The 17902-nt window shown below is 40.9% G+C and carries 17 protein-coding genes; 5 read left to right on the top strand and 12 right to left on the bottom strand.

Going from position 1 to position 17902, the window contains the following annotated elements; translation table 11 throughout:
- Window positions 1-70 precede the first annotated feature (70 nt).
- The 6 genes from ACM0OS_RS23665 to rppA all read right to left on the bottom strand — a co-directional run bounded on the left by ACM0OS_RS23665 (window position 71) and on the right by rppA (window position 7235).
- Window positions 71-712: an SAM-dependent methyltransferase gene (locus tag ACM0OS_RS23665; RefSeq protein ID WP_414545625.1), complete on the bottom strand. Its 642-nt coding sequence runs from the start codon at window positions 710-712 to the stop codon at window positions 71-73.
- A 205-nt stretch (window positions 713-917) separates the two neighbouring features.
- Window positions 918-2273 (bottom strand): APC family permease, encoded by a 1356-nt coding sequence (locus ACM0OS_RS23660; protein ID WP_414545624.1) that lies wholly within the window; start codon window positions 2271-2273, stop codon window positions 918-920.
- A 340-nt stretch (window positions 2274-2613) separates the two neighbouring features.
- On the bottom strand, window positions 2614-3276 hold the full coding sequence (locus ACM0OS_RS23655; protein WP_414545623.1) for a hypothetical protein: 663 nt from the start codon (window positions 3274-3276) through the stop codon (window positions 2614-2616).
- 407 nt (window positions 3277-3683) lie between these two features.
- Window positions 3684-5051: a magnesium transporter gene (gene mgtE / locus ACM0OS_RS23650; protein WP_414545622.1), complete on the bottom strand. Its 1368-nt coding sequence runs from the start codon at window positions 5049-5051 to the stop codon at window positions 3684-3686.
- Between the two features lie 168 nt (window positions 5052-5219).
- The gene (locus ACM0OS_RS23645; RefSeq protein WP_414545621.1) at window positions 5220-6503 is read right to left on the bottom strand and encodes a sensor histidine kinase; all 1284 of its coding nucleotides are present in this window, start codon (window positions 6501-6503) and stop codon (window positions 5220-5222) included.
- 57 nt (window positions 6504-6560) lie between these two features.
- The gene (rppA, locus tag ACM0OS_RS23640; protein ID WP_414545627.1) at window positions 6561-7235 is read right to left on the bottom strand and encodes a two-component system response regulator RppA; all 675 of its coding nucleotides are present in this window, start codon (window positions 7233-7235) and stop codon (window positions 6561-6563) included.
- A gap of 180 nt (window positions 7236-7415) precedes the next feature.
- On the opposite strand from rppA, the gene ACM0OS_RS23635 reads away from it, so the two are divergent.
- Window positions 7416-7799, top strand: coding sequence for a hypothetical protein (locus tag ACM0OS_RS23635; RefSeq protein ID WP_414545620.1), 384 nt, complete (start codon window positions 7416-7418; stop codon window positions 7797-7799).
- Between the two features lie 6 nt (window positions 7800-7805).
- Here the strand turns inward: ACM0OS_RS23635 and ACM0OS_RS23630 are convergent, their stop codons facing one another.
- Entirely contained in the window at window positions 7806-8234 is a 429-nt protein-coding gene (locus ACM0OS_RS23630) for a hypothetical protein (protein ID WP_414545626.1), read from the bottom strand.
- Window positions 8235-9190: 956 nt separating this feature from the next.
- On the opposite strand from ACM0OS_RS23630, the gene ACM0OS_RS23625 reads away from it, so the two are divergent.
- The 3 genes from ACM0OS_RS23625 (at window position 9191) to ACM0OS_RS23615 (ending at window position 11611) form a co-directional block, all read left to right on the top strand.
- On the top strand, window positions 9191-9439 hold the full coding sequence (locus ACM0OS_RS23625) for a hypothetical protein (protein WP_414545619.1): 249 nt from the start codon (window positions 9191-9193) through the stop codon (window positions 9437-9439).
- A gap of 190 nt (window positions 9440-9629) precedes the next feature.
- The gene (locus ACM0OS_RS23620; RefSeq protein ID WP_414545618.1) at window positions 9630-10913 is read left to right on the top strand and encodes an acetyltransferase; all 1284 of its coding nucleotides are present in this window, start codon (window positions 9630-9632) and stop codon (window positions 10911-10913) included.
- Between the two features lie 194 nt (window positions 10914-11107).
- Window positions 11108-11611, top strand: a complete 504-nt coding sequence (locus tag ACM0OS_RS23615) for a hypothetical protein (protein ID WP_414545617.1) — start codon at window positions 11108-11110, stop codon at window positions 11609-11611.
- A gap of 99 nt (window positions 11612-11710) precedes the next feature.
- Here ACM0OS_RS23615 and ACM0OS_RS23610 read toward each other — a convergent pair whose 3' ends face one another.
- The 5 genes from ACM0OS_RS23610 to ACM0OS_RS23590 all read right to left on the bottom strand — a co-directional run bounded on the left by ACM0OS_RS23610 (window position 11711) and on the right by ACM0OS_RS23590 (window position 16786).
- On the bottom strand, window positions 11711-13042 hold the full coding sequence (locus ACM0OS_RS23610; RefSeq protein WP_414545616.1) for a hypothetical protein: 1332 nt from the start codon (window positions 13040-13042) through the stop codon (window positions 11711-11713).
- Between the two features lie 326 nt (window positions 13043-13368).
- Window positions 13369-13980: a DUF2459 domain-containing protein gene (locus tag ACM0OS_RS23605; protein ID WP_414545615.1), complete on the bottom strand. Its 612-nt coding sequence runs from the start codon at window positions 13978-13980 to the stop codon at window positions 13369-13371.
- A gap of 227 nt (window positions 13981-14207) precedes the next feature.
- Window positions 14208-15542 (bottom strand): ferric reductase-like transmembrane domain-containing protein, encoded by a 1335-nt coding sequence (locus ACM0OS_RS23600; RefSeq protein WP_414545614.1) that lies wholly within the window; start codon window positions 15540-15542, stop codon window positions 14208-14210.
- A gap of 13 nt (window positions 15543-15555) precedes the next feature.
- A complete protein-coding gene (locus ACM0OS_RS23595) occupies window positions 15556-16359 on the bottom strand; it encodes a superoxide dismutase (RefSeq protein WP_414545613.1) in 804 nt (267 codons plus the stop codon).
- A gap of 76 nt (window positions 16360-16435) precedes the next feature.
- On the bottom strand, window positions 16436-16786 hold the full coding sequence (locus ACM0OS_RS23590) for a phage holin family protein (RefSeq protein WP_414545612.1): 351 nt from the start codon (window positions 16784-16786) through the stop codon (window positions 16436-16438).
- Window positions 16787-17488: 702 nt separating this feature from the next.
- On the opposite strand from ACM0OS_RS23590, the gene ACM0OS_RS23585 reads away from it, so the two are divergent.
- Entirely contained in the window at window positions 17489-17860 is a 372-nt protein-coding gene (locus tag ACM0OS_RS23585; protein ID WP_414545611.1) for a hypothetical protein, read from the top strand.
- Window positions 17861-17902 lie beyond the last annotated feature (42 nt).

The following is a 17902-nucleotide window of genomic DNA, read 5'->3' as shown; positions in this document are numbered from 1 at the left end:
CCTTCGGGAAGCTACGCTAACGGCTACGCTCACGGCAAGCCTACTCCCTACTCCCTACTCCCTATAATAGTTATTGCAAATTAGCTGGTACTTCTTCAGGTACGACCCAATAATAAACTGTCCGGCCATCCACATTTAATGTTTGCTCTGGTTGCCACTCACCCATGTCGAAAGCGTGGGAGACAATGCGAGTTCCGGGTTTGAGTTGCTGCAATAGCTGAGGGCGGAGTCTCAGATTGATATCGGGTAGTAAATAAAGTGTGACTACTGTGGCTTCACTAAAGTCAGATTTAAATAAGTCTTGTTGGACAAATTGTACGCGATCGCTCACTCCTGCTTGTTCAGCATTTTGGTTAGCTTCTGCTATTCGTTCGGGGTCAATATCTACACCTACGCCTCTAGTACCGAACTTTTGGGCAGCCGTTATGACGATTCGGCCGTCACCACTACCTAAGTCGTACAGGACATCGTTTTCGTTGACTTTTGCCACTTCTAACATGGCATCTACTACTGACTGTGGTGTGGGTACATAAGGCACATCACCAGGGCGTTCTTGAGGTTGAGTTGTGGCAGGGGTTTCAGTTTGCCCAGCCAAAGTAGGAGGTTCTGTTCCTGCTTCAAAGTCCCGTTGTTGTGTTGTGCATCCTGCAACTCCCAGGCTTGTCAAACTAACTCCTGTAGCCACTAAAAACAGGATTTTTTTAAAGTTCATGATTTTTGTCCTTTATCGAAAGCGTGTAATTTTCAGTGATCAGTTTTGGGAAGAGGCTAGTACCGCAAGGCGGAAGTCAAAAGTCAAAAAGCTTATTTTATAGGCTTTTCATTGATTTCAACTAGTCTGTTTATTTACACCGACTTGTACTAGAGGCTAGGAAGTTTTTTCCCATGTCCCCATGTCCCCATGTCCCTCATCTCCCTCATCTCCCTTGACGGTGGCGATTCCAAAACAACAGGGGAATCCCAGCTGCTACAACTAAAACGCCTACAAGTGCGCCCACACCGGTATAAGCCATGCTGGAATAAAGCAAGTAGCCGCAAACAGCACAAAATATTAATGGAGTTAAAGGATAAAACGGTACCCGAAATGGTCGCAGGATGTGTGGTTCCCGCATTCGCAGGATGAACAGCGATACCCCTGATAGCAGAAAGAAAAACCAAAATACGGGTGCGGTATAATCCACCATTGTTTCAAAGCCACCACGGGTGATTGTGCCTAATACAACTAGTGCTAGGGCGATCGCTAGTTGTAATAAGTAGGCTCGGACGGGAGTGCTGCTTTTTTGCCAGCGTCCCATAAAGCTAAACAACGAAAAATCTTGACCGAGTGCATAATTAGTACGTGCGCCTGTCAAGATTGTGGCGTTGGTAGCTCCTAAAGTACAGACAGCAATCAATAGGCTGATAAACCAGGCTCCTGGTTCACCCCACAGAGAACGCATTAAATCTGCGGCTACTGCTTCTGAACTACCCATGTTGGCTAAACCTAGCCCCCGCAGGTAAGCGAAATTAATCAGCAGGTAAATGGCGGTGATAATGCCAATACTCCAAAGTAGCGATCGCAGAATGTTGCGTTGCTTATTGTGTATTTCGGCTGAAATATACGCTGCTTCATTCCAGCCCCCGTAAGATAGCAGCACAAACACCATTGCTAATCCCCAATTTCCGGAGGTTGCAGGCTCTGTAGGCACTGTGGTGTTAGGAACAGCAGTGATTCCCAAAAGTACTACTAGTAATAAACCCAGAATTTTTGCTAAAGTCAGTAGGTTTTGCGCCCACTTCCCTTGTTGCAAACCGAGAATATTTAAAGCGGTTAAGCAGGCGATCGCTACTGCTGCATAAATAGAAGATGAAAAAGTCCCAAAGCGCCATATCTGAGAAGCATAATCACCAAAAACAAATGCCAACAGCACAATGGAACCTGTTTGAATTACAGTCATTCTTGCCCAGGCAAATAAAAAGGCGACTTCTCGCCCGAATGATCGCTTAAGGTAATAATAGACACCCCCCACGCTGGGATAAGCCGTCGCCAACTCTGCATAGCACAGCGCTCCCACTAGAGATACTATGCCACCAGCCAGCCACAATAGCAGTACATTTATATTACTGCCTGATTGAGCTGCTACTAGAGCGGGTGTTTGAAAAATACCTGCCCCGATGACTATACCAACAATCACTGCTATTGCATCTGGTAATGTCAACAGTGCTTTAGGTTCTGCTGCCGCTTCAGTTTTTGCTCCTAACTCGAATGAATTGTAGTTTTCCTGGCTACTCACATTAATACCTCATAAGTGTTGAGTGCTGAGTGAAAAATCTTCCTCGGTATACTCAAGACTTTCAGAACTCACGACTCAGCACTACTGTTTGGGCCGTGGAACTCGGTGCGGGCCACCAGTCCCAGAAGGTGGCGGCCCTTCAATATTTTCTACTCTTGCGGCTATGGTGATGTCTTGAGGGCTTTACAAGTCCACAATCCTGGTTATTGATGCCCAAAACTCATTTGGGAATTGACAGCACAGGTATTGTGGCTGCTATGGTCACAATTGTCAACTTCAGTAGGTATGGCTGAATCATCAACTAAACTTTTAGAGGATTCATCCAACACTTACATTTGGTTTAGAAGTTGTATCCTACCCCTATTAGTAACCCCACCTCTGTTTCATCAATAAAGCCGACATTAACGCCAGCTGTTGCTGTAAACTCAGGTGAGATGGGGACATCAACACCGCCTGTGAGTAGAAAACCGACTGTGCTGTCTCTATCTGTGGAAATAGCAGCGCCTCCTCCCACATAAGGAGCGATGCTGAGTTGTTGTTCTCCTGTATCTGTGACTGCTTGAACTGGAAAGTCAACTGTCACAGGAATGAGAAACAATGTATTATCACCAAAAAAAGCGGCGGGACGGGCAGAAAAGTTTTCCGTCAAACCAACTTTGCTGAAAACGGCGAAAGAACCTTGACTTAGGGTTGTTCCGCCACCAAAGCCAATGTTACCGCCAACGCCGATGTAACTAGGCCCTGAACGGGTAGCTGTCCCAGGTACAACTTCTTGCGCTATTAGTGGAGTTGGTTCTGGTTGTTCAACTATTGGGTTCTCTTGGGGAATGGTTTGTGTATTGGGTTCTAGTTGTAAGTCAACAGCTGAGGTAGTCTCATCTGTACCGACAATCGATAGTGTTTGTGATGTTCCTTCAGCATTAGCTGGAAATGCGCTTAAACCAACTATTGCAGCTGTGACACCTAAGAAGGAAACAGTTTTATTGACAAGATTAATAGTCATTGTGAATCCTTGAGAGTTATGGGTCAAAAACTGAAGTTGGTACAAGTTTTCTCAGGTGGTCTATCAGTTGTAAATGAAAATCAGAGGTGTGAATTTGAACTCAATTTATTTCCTCACACTTTGTGAATGTGAATAAATTGGAGCAAATAAGCAAAAGTATTGAGGAGTAAGCAATTCCTCCCATATTTTTATTATTAACAATAAATGTGACTAAAAAGTGACAACAGCGCCTTAGAAAAATAATATATATATGATTAATGGCTTTTTATTTAATAATATAAATCTTTTTTGTCGTCTGTCTCATGCATGATTTTATAAGCCATAAAATCTATCTTCAGGCAGTTTCCAAAAGTTGCATTTTGGTTGATGATTTCCTATTTAATGGAATATGATGCGCCACAACTTGATTACAATTGTAAAATCCATCTAGCCAGGTTGAGATAAATTAAAACTCCCAACACATCAACAGCCGTGGTAATGAATGGTGCTGACATTAAAGCAGGGTCTAGCCCAAATTTACGGAACAAAAATGGCAAAGCGGAACCAGATACTGAAGCTAGGACGCATATAGAAACTAAACTAATACCGACGGTGATCGCTACGCCCCAGTCTCCTTGGAGGAAAAAGGCCCAAACTACTACGACTGTACCTAACATTGCTCCTAACAAGACACCTGCGATCGCTTCTCCTCTGATTACGCTCAAGGCTTCTTGAGGACGGACATCTTCTGTGTTCAAACCCCGAATGACAACGGTGGAAGACTGCGCTCCTACGTTACCACCTGTACCAATTAACAAGGGTATAAAAGCAGTTAAGGCAACGACCTTTTCTAAAATATCTTCTTGGTTGGTAATCACTGCCGCCGTAGCACTATTAGTGACCAATAGAATTAATAACCAGACTACGCGCTTACGGGCAACAGTAAATAAGTTAGTTTGAAAATAATTATCACCACCGGATTCTAGTCCCCCTAAAGTATAGATATCTTCAGTGGTTTCTTGTTCTAAAATATCTAGGACATCATCTACTGTGACAATTCCTACAAGCCGTTGCTCTGTATCTACGACAGGAATTGCTACAAAATCGTAGTGCTGAATTGTCCGGGCAACTTCTTCTTGGTCTGTACCTGTGTTCACAAATACCACATCACGGGTCATGATGCTGCCAATAGTTTGTTCTGGTTGCGCGACAATCAAATCACGGAGTGAAAGAATGCCAGTCAAACGACGAGCATCATCAGTGACATAAATGTAATAAATAGTTTCTCTTAAGTTAGCTAAAGAACGAATTTGTATTAATGCCTGAGTCACCGTGACATTTTCTTTGAGTGACAAATACTCAGGAGTCATAATTCGCCCAGCTGTATTAGGTGCGTAACCTAACAGCAAGGCTGTTGCATTTCGTTCCACCGGACTGAGTTGTTGTAATAGTCGCCGGACAACTTTGGCAGGTAATTCATCAAATAAGCGAGCGCGATCGTCAGGCGACATGCGATCAACAATTTCCTGCACATCCTGACGCTTAAAATCTTCTAGTAGCGTCTGCTGCACACTGGGATCGAGGTATTCAAACACCTCAATCGCTTCTTCTTTAGACAGCAACCGAAATGCGATCGCCTGGGTAGCTTCTGGTAAACCTTCTATTGCTTCAGCAATATCTGCGAATTGGACGGGAACTAACAAAGCCTTAGCGCCTTGAAAGTTTTTTTGTTCGAGTAATACTTGCAGCTGCTCGCGTACTAACTCCTGTATCTCTTGTCGGGATCTGCTTTGCATAGGTGAACTGGAGGGTAGCTAATTCAGGCAGTGTATTTGAGCTTTGATTTGATGCTATTTGAGTTGAACTATGACCAAGTATAAACAACAAATGCAATTATCAGATCAATGACCTTGGGCAAAGCCTGTGAATTGAGTCCCCAGCATCCTTAAGGTAACAGGCTAGTATCATGTTAATGGCAATTCAATTTGAAATAAAGAACCTTGCCCTACTTGACTGCGAACACTAAGATGACCGTCATGAGCGGCGACAATTTGTTGAGCGATCGCCAATCCTAAGCCAAAACCACCGGCAGAACGTGTGCGTTGCTTATCCACCCGATAAAACCGCTCAAATATATGTGGTAAATCTTCGGCAGGAATGCCAATACCGTTATCTTCTACTTGAATTACTACCTGACCATATTCAGTAAATAAACGTAACTCTACCTTCCCGCCCTGAGGTGTATATTTACAAGCGTTACTCAAGAGATTCATGACTGCTTGACGCAAAAGATCAGGATCTGCGTTGATCACAATTGAGTGTTTTGGTAAATCACTCTTTATATGTAAATGCTGGGCAGCAGCTTTGATAGTTTGGGAATCTAATAATTCCTCTAGCAAATCACTCAAATCAAAATATCTCAAAGATTCTGGAACTAAACACCCCGCCCGACGTGCTAGAAATAGCAGGTTACCAATGAGAGTATTCATTGATTTGGCAACTTCTACAGTCTTTTCTAAACGCAGATGCTTGGTAGCACCGTCATCAATGGGAGCTAGCAAGCCCACCTGAGCATTACTGAGGATTGCTGCTAAAGGAGCGCGTAATTCATGAGAAGCGTTAGCTGTGAAGCGCTGGAGTTGTTGGTAACTATGGCGAATTGGTAGCATCGCCAGTCCTCCTAAAAACCATCCGGCAAGGCTTGTCAAGCCTAAAGCGATTAATACTGTGAATACCAACAACAGCAGAAATCTTCTTAAAGTCTCTTGAGCGCGGGTCATCGGTAGTGCCATTTGCAGATAACCGATTATCTGGCCATTATGCTGCACTGGGAGGGTGATTTGACGTAGCCAAATAACTGTTGATGATGAAGAATCCTCATCATTGCTAAGTTTAATTGTCTGAAATTCAAAAGTTTCCCTTAACTTTTCCGGTGGAATTTGCCCAAAGAACCGCTTCAGTTGACCTTCAGCATCGTACCAACGTGCATAAACAACTTCACTATCTGGAGGGGGTGGGTTATTGCCTAGCAGTGGGACATTACCCAAAAAAACTTGTTCCTGTCCCTGATGCGGTCTGTACTTGACATTTCCTGTAATCACCCTAGCTTTTTTGTAGAGGAGTGAATCTATAATCTCTAGCTGTTGCAGCGATTCCTGATAGTACAGCGTGCCGGCAAACATGATCAAAATACTTCCCATCGATAAAGTAAACCAACGGGCTAAATTGCGACGGCTACGGTTGAACATCTGTTTGGGTTATTGGTCAATGGTCATTGGTTATCCCTACATTTTGCTTGTTCTTTCCTACTCTTTGGGATTAATCCGATAACCCATACCATAAACTGTTTCAATCCAATCAGCAGCATCTACTAATTGCAACCGTTGTCTAAGACGACGGACTAGTGTTGTTGTGGCGTTACTTTCTGGTTCGCTACCCCATTCCCATAATGCTTGTTCTATTTGGTTACGGCTGACAACTTGATGCGGGTGATGCATGAGGTATTCTAATAGTTGAAACTCACGGGTAGATAACTCTACAGATGCCTGTCCTTTTGTAACTGTCAAATTAGAAGTATGCAGTTTTAAGTCAGCAAGTTGCAGAATATCTCCTTGCCACTGGGGCGATCGCCTGCCTAATGCCCGTACTCGTGCCAGTAACTCAAATAAATCTGTGGGTTTGACCAGGTAATCATCAGCACCTGCATCTAAACCTGTCACTTTATCTAAAGTGGTATCTTTGGCAGTCAGCATTAATATGGGTGATTGTTTTCCTGCTTGTCGATACTGACGGCACAAATCCAATCCGCTAATTTCTGGCAACATCCAGTCTAGAATCAATAAATCATAATCTCTTTGGCTAATCACCCACTGAGCGATCTCACCATCTTCTACTCCGTCTACAATATGTCCAGCTTGTGACAACGCTGTTTGTAAGGGTTCTAACTGTTCTAAATCGTCTTCTACTAAAAGTATTCGCATCGCCACAAGTTTTGCTCTTACTTCTTTATAGGGTAGAAAAAGCAAATCAATCTGTCTTCCTCCAGTAGTAGGATTTTTAACAGTCTGGAGAGTGAGTATTTTTGGTGACATACGCAAAATTCACGTAATTACGTCATGACGTTGGCGTTAGTCTTCCCAATTTGAACGAGGATCATAGTTATGTTTTTACGTCGTTGGCTGAAACCTTTAAATTTTCTAGGGTGGGAATTTTGGCTTCCTTTACCTCTTTTGGGTATTGTCTTTTGGTCTAGTGGTAACCTAGTTGCAGACAAGGTGTTTAGCCGACCTTACAACACAGTCAATAAACTTCAGACTGATGCCAGACCAGAATTTCATTTATCGATACATTTATTGATGATTCGAGCGGAAATTGATCGCCAGCAGGGAATTAGTCAAGTGATAGTGAAGACTACAGACTCTAATACCCGAAATTTTCAAGTTCCGGTGACAGATATCAGTTTATTAGAGACTGCGATCGCTCAAGAGTTAAGTATGTCAGTTGATCATGTCAGGAAGATAGTGCGCTATCAAATCAACGAGTAATTATGCTTAAAATCTGCTGCTAGGGAAAATCAGAATGTCTATCATTTCCCCTGTAATTAAACCAAACACGGCAAGGATAGTTAAAACCCAAAAAGAATCCAGTTTATTGAAGCCAGCAAAACGCATTTCTAAATCAGCTAAAAATGTAGTCGCTATGGGTATGAGAAAGAGACTGAAAAAAATTGACCAAGTTTCGACTAAAGCGATTGATAAACTTAAAAATAAAATTACAACCAAGATTCTTGAGCCAAATTCCACTAATCGCTCTAACCAAGCAATACTTTTGCGGACGATAGCTATAGCCAGGGTAACGACAAAAGCTCCCGCCAGCCAAATGATATGATGAGCGGCAAGATACCACCCCAAAAGCGCATAAGCTAACCAAAGTAGTACTAGGGGCATTACCGGAATCCTGTTAAAAAATCCCACCTTCATCATTATTGTTTTTCCCCAGTTTTTCAGAATTATGTAATGGGTATCTTTAATTTTAATGAAAAAATAAAAGAACAATTTCCTTCCATAGAGAATGCTGTTCGATTTTATCAATCAACCGCCATCGCCGGAACTTCAATGAGCGCGATCGCTTGATTCTAAATTTGATTTGTCCACACTTAGTTTAAATTGGTTCATAGCACAAATTAGATGATTAAATTCTCGCAATAAATGAGAATTGGGAAACATATCTAGCCTGGGATAAATCAGCCAAAATAGTATCAGAGGTTGGACAATTATAGGACTTACGCAACTGGCATATTATTTTAAGTAATCGACAAGCGGGCCAGATGCTTGGGAGACTGTCTACAATAATGCCGTAGCCGGAGCAACAACCAGTAGACCGAAAAGTTTGGCGATCACTCCGTGATGAATACCTGTATAAGTAGATTTTCGTTGAGAATTAGTAATTTTAAATGTCAGTATTGAATGGCTGAGTTGGCTCTGTAATATAAGTAAAGTTAATAAATCAGCCAAGTGAAAGAACAAATCTCACACCAGAATATGATTATGCTGTGATTGCAGAAAATTTTGTCAAAGAGTTGCGGGAGAATCAAACTAGAGGGATATCTGGTTTGACAAAGATATTTGGGATCAAATTAATTTAAAAATATGTCTCAAGGTAGATATATTTTGTTGCTGATACTCAATGGAATTTACAAAGTTGTAAACTCTATGATGCACTACATTTTTATTAGAAATATAAATTTTACTAATATCAAAATATCTAGCTTAAATTACTAAAAAATATTAAGATAATATGAAAGTAAGCGGTTAATTGCTGCTTGGAATAATTTTACTTCATTAGCTCAGGTAAATTGAAAAGTTACCGCTTTTCCCTTACCTTTTCGGTTTACCCTGTCAAACAAACTTGGCAAACTATCAGGTATCAAATAATAATGTTAAAACGTCGCACAATACTAGCCAGTCTAGCTGCGCTTGGCTTTATTTTGGCTGTGAGTACACAGGTTTATGGTACAACGGCTATCGGTCCAAATGCTTGGGAAACTGTATTTAATAATGCAGTGGCCTCCGCAACAACGACAATTCCACAAAGCTCACTTCTTGGTATTATTACTGGTCTGATAGATGACTTGGTAACATTTCTCAACGTTTATAACTTGTTGAGCGGATTTTGGGCCGGTTAATTCTCTATCTTATAAGCAAGTAGGAAAGAGTTGAAAAGGGGGATTATGGCAATATGATTTTTTGCTAATTCCTGCGCTCGGACTGGCGTTTCGCTCACCGTAGGCGACGCTGAATAGTATCTTTTCCTCGTTAACACAAATTATCCGGCAAATAATAAATACTCCATAGCTCGTGAGGAGCCTTCTTTTAATGTTCAAACCTCGCACAATTTTTAGTGCCTTTACTGCAATTATCCTTGCGTTTGTCCTAGTTATACAGGTAGATGCACAACCAGCCCTTGCAACCCTTGCTTCGTGTAGTCCAACTGCGGTTAACCGACCTATATGTCCCAGTACAGCAGCCCCAGCATCAGCTAGTTTTATTGACCCAGCTGCGATAATTACCAATCCCGCAAATATTACCTTGGGGGAAAAAGTCTACGTTGCACCATTTGCTCGGTTAAACGCTACTAATGGCCCCATCATTATCCATGACGGCTCCAACATCCAAGACCAAGTGAGCATTACACCTTCAGTAGCGGGGGCAACTATTGGTGAGCGAGTCATCCTGGCACACTTGGCTACTGTCAAAGGTACAGCCAGAATCGGTCTTACTGGCTCAACTGGGCCTTTTACTGACCCCGTGAGCGGTGTTCAGTTTAGCAACACTCAGCCAGAGACATTCATCGCCTTCAACGCTGAAGTAGACGGTGCAACTATAGAGTTCAACACCGTAGTCAATTTTCTCTCGCGGGTCGGCCCTGGTGTTACCTTACCCTCTGGTAAAGTTGTCCTCCCAGGTAAAAATGTTACTAGTAACATAGAAGCTACTAGTGGCAGTTTGGGGAAGGTGTCTAACCTGACACAAGCCGATGTTGCATTGATGCAGGGTGTAATTGCAGTTAATCAGTCATTGGCCCAAGGTTATACACAATTAGCCGTAGCCAATCCGTCAAATGTCACAGGGATAAATTTCAGTCCATCCACCCCTAATAACCCAACACCAAGTTTGCCAACCATAGGTGGGGTGACTGTTCAAGATCCCAGCTACCCTAACCGCATCATCGGCAATGTGATTCTGCAAGATTCTCTCGCAGCCTTAAACCAGAAATTAGGTAATAGAATTTCCATCCGTGCTGATGAGGGTCAACCTTTTAACATTGGGATACTTGCCGGTGTAGCAAACGATGTTGTCTTTCATGGTTTAGCGACAACTAATCTGACTATTGGTAATGGAAATGGTTATGGGCCTCGTGTTCTAGTTCATGGTGGTAGGCAGGTTGTCAATGGTGTTGATAGTGGCCCGGAAACTAGGCTAGGTAATGACGTAGGGTTAGCACCTGACGTTGTTATATTCCGTGCAGACATTGGTAACAGATCAGCCGTGGGACGAAAAAGCGGTGTCTTCAATTCCACACTACCTGCTAGAACGCATATCCGTTCGAGAATTATCTATGCCGATAATGGCAGTCTCATTTCACGTGTGGAATGGTAGTAATACCAATTCGCAATTTGTAATTTAATGAGGCTTAGATGTAGCAGGATTGTTTTTTGCTGCATCTGATGCCTAATTTTGAAGAATCGGGTTAAGCATTTAAGTTTTGCATGACTATGAATTTTAAAATCCTCCCCCTAGTGCCTTCACGATGCCTACGATTGGTTGTGCTTCTCACTTTGATATTCGGACTGATGCTAAGTCTTGATGTCAGTTCATCTATAGCTGCACAACAGGTTGAGCAACCTGGATATATAGAATCTGTTAATTTCCAGTCGCCGCAAGTCGTACAACCTCCAGTTACCGGACTTGTTTCTACCTTGTCGGATGAGGTTAAGGAATCAACAACAAATTTGATTAACTGGTCAACCTACTGGAATCTTTGCTGGGAAGCTTATCCAGGGGCTAAAGAGTACGAACTGCAAAAGGTGCTGGTGGATGGTGAGTCTCCAGATTTACAACGTCAAAGCGATCGCTGTTTTCATCTCCAAGCTGCATCAAACGAAAACCTCAAATCACAAGGCTTACTCAACCGAGATTTAATCTTATTAGTACATAAAACTCAGCTTGCTTATCGAGTCCGAGCCGTTCTAGATGATAACCGCGTCAGTGAATGGTCTTCAGTCATGGCAGTTGGTGCAACTACTGACTCCCAATCAAATGATCCTAATATTAGTGTCAAACCTTTCTCTTCCTAGGAACGTTTGATGTGGCATCAAACCAAGCTCAACTGCTCAACATAGAAGATAACTTCTGGGGAAGTGGTTGCAATTGAGGGGAAAACTTTGCGTAACTCCCTAGCTCCTATAACTATTAAATTTCCTTTGCAAACTTTCCACTTCCTCTACAGCTTTTTCGATGCCTCCTTCTGCGAGATTTTTCACGTAATTAATTTTAATTTCTTCTAACATATCTACAAGTAGTTGTTCTAGTTCACGGAGATTATGCTTTTTCTGCAATTCGTTCTCTAATATCTCCCGAAAATTATTGGTTAATTTAGCAGTTATTTCTGCACCAACTGGGTCTTCTAATGCTTTTACTAAGGTTGTGTAAGCAGATTGCGTTAAATTTGCCGCTAATTGTTCGGTTAATTGATGAGGTAATTGATTTAATCCTGGAAAATTTTGCAATTGTCGGAATATAGGAGACTCATTTAAGGTACTTGTAATAGTGTGATGTATTAAAGCTTCGATATCAGGCTGAATGTGGGGTAAAACATCATAGATACTAACTTTTACCAAACGATTGGTAATTACTGTTGCTTCATTTTGGTTATTTATTTGTACATAAGGACGACGAGATTCTGGGTGAAACAACCAACGGGAAACATCTCCTCGTTGAATTGAGTCTTGCATTTGATCTATGACTTGAACACCCACCATTTCTGTCATTTCTTGGGCGAATCCCACAGCAAAGTCATGGTTAATTTGTGCCTTAAAAGGATCAAGATTTAATAATTCAGCTTGGTAAAGGCGAATAGTTACGGGAATAACTCGCAACCATCTGGCGACAGGAATCAATAAGAAAAAATCATACCAACGGCGCAACATTGCTTCTAACCAATTAAGATGAGGATTGCGGCGACTGGTTTGAAAGGTACGCAATAAAAAGTTCAAGGCAAATATCACTACAAATGACAAATCAATTAACCAAAAATAGTCAATAAATTTACCATATTTATTAATATCTCTATAATAATTTGCTTGAATTAAAGGGCGAATTTCACTATTCCAAAAATCAATTTCTTGTTGCCAACCAGCTTGTTGAAGGTAGGCTTGGCTCCAAAAATTAGCAAAAGCATTACGAGCTGAAGTAATTCCTGTTCGTTGACGCATTTCGTCTTGAATTTTTTCCAGATTACTGGTTTTATCTGCCACTGCAAAGGGATTATCTTCAATAATTTGCAAACTTAGCAGACGTAATTGGGCTAATTCTTTTTCTACTTGAGGGGATGGTAAGCCAGAGGCTATAACTTGGGCTTCTAATGTCTCTACTTGCTGAAGGTAATTCTCGGTTGCTGGATGAGGTTTAATACCTTTAATTGGGTCGTAGTTTTGCACAAGGCTGGGGATAATTTGCACATAAAAATCCCGTGCATACAGATAGCTGATATCAAAAAACACTAACATTAAATTAATTAAAGCAAGAATGGCAATTAGACGTTCTCGCCAGAGATTGCGGTGAATATCAGTTTTTTTTTAGTAAGTTTCATTGAATGTGCTAAATTTTATAAATTTTTCAACTTATTAATTTTCCTATTTATCTGACATAAATGCAATCAGCATTATGGATGAAATAGAAAGGCTTATTTTTAGTCAGCGGCTCTAGCCTTTTGAAACGTGGCAAGAGAGCGATAAATCGCTCACTACGAACAAATTTTTTTATATTGAATTATGTTTACCTACTTAATAATAGCGATAAGTGATTTAATGTATTATGGGTTGAAAGAATAAAACTATTTCATACGCCAAGACTCGATTTTTTCTTCTGATAATTTAAAATCAGCTAACAAAACAAAGCCTTCAACTCGACAATCTAATGCTTCTATCCATACAACTAATTCATGATTACTATTGTGATATAAGGTGTAATCTAAATCGTCTTGTACAAAGTACATTTTATTTAGCGGATTGAATATTTGGGTGGTGATGTTCTGATTAAAGCGTTGATCTAATGATTGTTTTAGCCGGATAACGTCAAGTTTGGCTACTGGAAAACTCAGTATATTATTATTGCTATTGAGAGTTTGCTTCATCTCGGCTAAATCTTGATATTCTCTTCTACCGAGGGTTCCCTGAGTAGGAATCAGCAGTGCGGCAATTCCACTACCCAAGTTTTGCTGGTTTAATGCAAAGTAACGCCAATCACCATAAGCATATTGAATTAATTTGTTGTCACCATCGGGTAAAACTAATCGGGAATGTAAACCCTGATCAATGACGTAGACGGTGACTGGCTGGATTGGTTTAGGTGGAGGGATGATGACTGCGGGAGATGCAATCAAGATGAGTGCGATCGCAGCCAGAACTGACAGAATGAATAAAGTAATACGACGTGAAATACTCACTATTGCGTGTGACTGTAGTTTCTCTGGGAGAAGGACGAGTTTGTAACCAAGCAAAGAAGGCAGCGGTACCCACTAAAATTGTGGTGATGCCTGTCACCAATTGAAGCATGATGCTGTAGCGCATAATTCAAACTTAATCAAATATGGGACTACTGGAAAATAGTGAACAGGAAACCAGTGAAATGGCTATTTACAAAAAACTCTGTATTACTTCAACACCTGTTTGCTTAAACCAGATTAAAGTGTTCCATGTGGATATTAGTTGTGGGAACCTCCAGTTGATGCAACGCGGCTTCTACCTGATCCATCATTTTGGGTGATGCACAAATAAAATACTGCCTTGTACCTCTGCGTTTGGGTATATGACGTTCTAAGAGTTCCTTATCTACATAGCCTGTTTCCCCTGACCAATCTTCTGGGGGATCTTTGAGGACATGGAAAACGCTTAGGTCTAATTTTTGCTGCAATTCATGGAGTTCTTCACGGAAAGTAATGTCATCCCAAGTCTTGCTGGCATAGATTAATATGTAGGGGCGTTCATCTTGGCGTTCTGCATGGGTCAATAGCATACTAATCATCGGTGTAATGCCAATACCACCGGCAATTAAGACAAAGCCAGCCGTATCTTCATACCTGTCAGTGGTGAAAACTCCATAGGGGCCGTCAAGAAATGCTTTGGTTCCGGGTTCTACGTCTTTGATTCTTTTGGTAAAGTCTCCCAATGCCTTGATACTAAACTCAATGCGTTCAGTATTGTCTCCACTAGAAGACATGGAAAAAGGATGTTCTCGCATCCGAAATGGTGAAATACCTAAGGTAATCCAAGCAAATTGACCAGGCTCAAACCGAAAGCCTTCGTGTCCTCTAGGTCTTAATGCTAATGTCCAGACATCGCCCCGTTCTTGACGCACTTCTTCTACTAGATAAGGCTTTTTGGTCATGAACATAGGTTTGACTAAACGCACATATATCAGTAGCCACAGGGCAGTTAGAGCGATCGCTGTCCACAAAACTGCTTTCCAAAACAGATTTAAGTAATAGCCTACCCCCAAGCCATGTGCTAGTCCCAAACTAATTGCTAAGACTGCCAAAATACCATGAGATGTGCGCCAAGGTTCATAGGGAATTTTTAACTGTTGACGCCAAATTGTTGTGACAATTAACAAGATTAAGGCTAATGTACCCACAACTGCGGCTCTAGCACGCCAAGGGGCTGTAACAAAGTTTAACAACCCGCGTGTTTCTGGCTGCACCACGAACAAAATTAACGGGTGAAGCAGAATAAAGGCAAATGCTACTAAAGAGATGTAGCGGTGAAATTGCAGGATGATATCAACACCATAGGATGCTTCTATGCGATTGATGCGGGCTGTGAGGGCAAATTGTAGTGCCATCATCGCTAGACCAATGAAGCCCAAGGCTACAGAAAACTCCGTCCACAACTCTCTACCCGTCGGCGGATATATGAGCAAAATAAGTAGGGGCAAAACGGTAATAAATATATAAGCCCCGATCCAACCTGCTGCTACGACTACAGGATTGTGCATTAACAAACTTTTCATAGCAGCTATTCTCCTAACTACCAGTTTTTAATGAAGCTTGCGATCGCCTGTTGATTTCTGGCCAGTTGACTACGTTCCACCAGTTACTTAAATACTCTGCGCGACGGTTGCGATATCTCAGGTAATATGCGTGTTCCCATACGTCGTTACCCATAATCGGATAATATGCACCATCCATAATGGGATTGTCTTGATTAGGTGTGGTGACTATTTCCAGTTCCCCGGCTGGGTTCCGCACTAACCATACCCAACCACTACCGAAGCGACCGCCTCCTGCTTCGTTAAACTGTTTTTGAAAGCTGGCAAAATCACCAAATTTTTGGTTAATTTCTTGAGCAATTTCCCCTGTGGGTTCTCCACCACCATCAGGACTCATTATTTGCCAGAAAATAGTATGGTTGAGATGCCCACCAGCATTGTTGCGTACCGTTGTCCGAATATTTTCAGGAACACTGTCTAAATCCCGGAGCAAAGATTCTACACTTCTTTTTTGTAAGTCTGGCTCTTGTTTTAAGGCATCGTTGAGGTTATTCACATAGCTAGCGTGATGCGCGTCATGATGTAGTTTCATGGTTTCGGCATCAATAGCTTTGCCTAACGCCCCAAAATCATAGGGTAATGGTGGTAATTTTGCTGTGTTTGCACTCAGTTCACCATCAGGAGAAGCGACAGGAGGGAAATTTGTAGTAGTGGTAGTTGCGGTAGGAGTTGCAGGTTGTGATTCAGCATTAGGTACTGTTTGACAAGAAATTAGCAGAACTGTCAGAAGCAATCCTGAAAGAAAAAAGCCTATTTTACCTCGCAAAAATTTTGTCATATTTTTTTTCATTTACGTCTATTTTTTATTCTCAAAAATCTCAGACTTTACTCTGATTTCCACAGCAAAGAGTATTTTATACTGCTGTCCGCACAATACTCAAGAGAAGAGAATTGACAATTGCTAAAGTAAAAGACCCCAGCAATGCACTCCAAAAACCCCATCTGAGGGTAAAACCTGGAACTAAGGCAGCAGCCAGTGCAAAAATGATGGCATTCAATATCAAGAAAAATAATCCAAAACTCAAGAGAATAAATGGAAACGTGAAAAAAGTGAGAATTGGCAAGAGAATGGCATTCAATATGCCAAAAACAGCAGCAGAAATAGCAGCTTTACCAAAATTATCAATTTCAATTCCCAAGGGAAGTCGAGAAATAATCAAAAAGCTGACGCTGGTAACTATCCAAGTGAGAACAATACTCAACATGATAATACCCCTATATACTATGTAATTACATTAATTCTTCCAAATTTTACCCCATATAGTACTTAATTACAAACTGGCTTAAAGAGTAATTACATTTTCAATAAAGACTTAAAATAATGGATAAAATTTTAACATGAACCACTGTGATTATAGATCATTTTATTAATATACTCCTTTGGATATATCATTGAAAATTCCGAACAAAACTATCGGCAGATATACGATAAATTATATTTTGTTACACATATAATTGAGGCATACATAAGGGAACACAGGTTTTGTCTTAAATTAACCAAGCAAAAATTAAGCATACTTGTTATCTCATGATTTGAACGGCTAGGAATTTTCTAAATATACTAGTGGAGAGTTTAAAAGTAACTCAACATCCAAAGTATAAATTATTTATTTTCTCTTGCAGGTTTAAATCAATTTTGAAAGATGATTTTTTTAATGCTTGGCTCTCTTGGCCTAGGCTTGAGATTTATTCTTCTATGTCTTCTTTAATTTTACAACTTATAGAGGAAGTATTACTATATACCTATTTTTGCTATATTCTCAGGCTGCAAAAAGCTAATCAAAATTTAATTTATTATTCATTGGCTATTCTCTTACTTAATTAATTACTGATTGTGGCTCCAAAATTACCAATTAGCTTTGTATCAAAACAAACACACAAAAATTAGATAGCCGAGGTTAAATAATATGTCTGTCGAGCCAATTCTGCCAAATAAAGTAGCTGATAATATCAAGTTGCGTCAGGTAATTCAGAGCGAAATTAGATCAGAACCCACACAACAAGATAGCTTAGATGTCTCTGATATAGCGCTCACTTTATCACCCATTGCTTTAATTTTCAGTTGGGTAGTTTTTTTCTTGATATTACAAAAAATTAGGACTGTTTTAGATCATAAAATGGTTTTTAGTATTAAGTCTTTACATCAAGTACCCTGTCGCAATTGTCGATTTTACTCCAATAATCATTATCTCAAGTGTGCTGTAGAACCTTCTTTGGTTCTCACCGAACAAGCGAAAGACTGCTCTGAATACGCCCCTAAAAATGGTCTTAACGGGTGACAAGAAGGCTAAACAGCTTGTTTAATAAGGGATAGAGCCTGA

This window comes from Nostoc sp. CCY0012 (genome assembly GCF_963920855.1).
Classification (GTDB): Bacteria; Cyanobacteriota; Cyanobacteriia; order Cyanobacteriales; family Nostocaceae; genus Cyanocohniella.
Note: the sequence above shows the minus strand (reverse complement) of the source record. Positions and strands in the feature narration are given on the sequence as shown.

What these genes read in the sequence shown, in the direction of transcription:
- ACM0OS_RS23665 (WP_414545625.1), bottom strand. Translation starts at nt 712, where the DNA reads ATGAACTTTAAAAAAATCCTGTTTTTAGTGGCTACAGGAGTTAGTTTG.
- ACM0OS_RS23655 (WP_414545623.1), bottom strand. Translation starts at nt 3,276, where the DNA reads ATGACTATTAATCTTGTCAATAAAACTGTTTCCTTCTTAGGTGTCACA.
- mgtE (WP_414545622.1), bottom strand. Translation starts at nt 5,051, where the DNA reads ATGCAAAGCAGATCCCGACAAGAGATACAGGAGTTAGTACGCGAGCAG.
- ACM0OS_RS23645 (WP_414545621.1), bottom strand. Translation starts at nt 6,503, where the DNA reads ATGTTCAACCGTAGCCGTCGCAATTTAGCCCGTTGGTTTACTTTATCG.
- rppA (WP_414545627.1), bottom strand. Translation starts at nt 7,235, where the DNA reads ATGCGAATACTTTTAGTAGAAGACGATTTAGAACAGTTAGAACCCTTA.
- ACM0OS_RS23635 (WP_414545620.1), top strand. Translation starts at nt 7,416, where the DNA reads ATGTTTTTACGTCGTTGGCTGAAACCTTTAAATTTTCTAGGGTGGGAA.
- ACM0OS_RS23630 (WP_414545626.1), bottom strand. Translation starts at nt 8,234, where the DNA reads ATGAAGGTGGGATTTTTTAACAGGATTCCGGTAATGCCCCTAGTACTA.
- ACM0OS_RS23625 (WP_414545619.1), top strand. Translation starts at nt 9,191, where the DNA reads ATGTTAAAACGTCGCACAATACTAGCCAGTCTAGCTGCGCTTGGCTTT.
- ACM0OS_RS23620 (WP_414545618.1), top strand. Translation starts at nt 9,630, where the DNA reads ATGTTCAAACCTCGCACAATTTTTAGTGCCTTTACTGCAATTATCCTT.
- ACM0OS_RS23615 (WP_414545617.1), top strand. Translation starts at nt 11,108, where the DNA reads ATGCTAAGTCTTGATGTCAGTTCATCTATAGCTGCACAACAGGTTGAG.
- ACM0OS_RS23610 (WP_414545616.1), bottom strand. Translation starts at nt 13,042, where the DNA reads ATGTTAGTGTTTTTTGATATCAGCTATCTGTATGCACGGGATTTTTAT.
- ACM0OS_RS23600 (WP_414545614.1), bottom strand. Translation starts at nt 15,542, where the DNA reads ATGAAAAGTTTGTTAATGCACAATCCTGTAGTCGTAGCAGCAGGTTGG.
- ACM0OS_RS23595 (WP_414545613.1), bottom strand. Translation starts at nt 16,359, where the DNA reads ATGACAAAATTTTTGCGAGGTAAAATAGGCTTTTTTCTTTCAGGATTG.
- ACM0OS_RS23590 (WP_414545612.1), bottom strand. Translation starts at nt 16,786, where the DNA reads ATGTTGAGTATTGTTCTCACTTGGATAGTTACCAGCGTCAGCTTTTTG.
- ACM0OS_RS23585 (WP_414545611.1), top strand. Translation starts at nt 17,489, where the DNA reads ATGTCTGTCGAGCCAATTCTGCCAAATAAAGTAGCTGATAATATCAAG.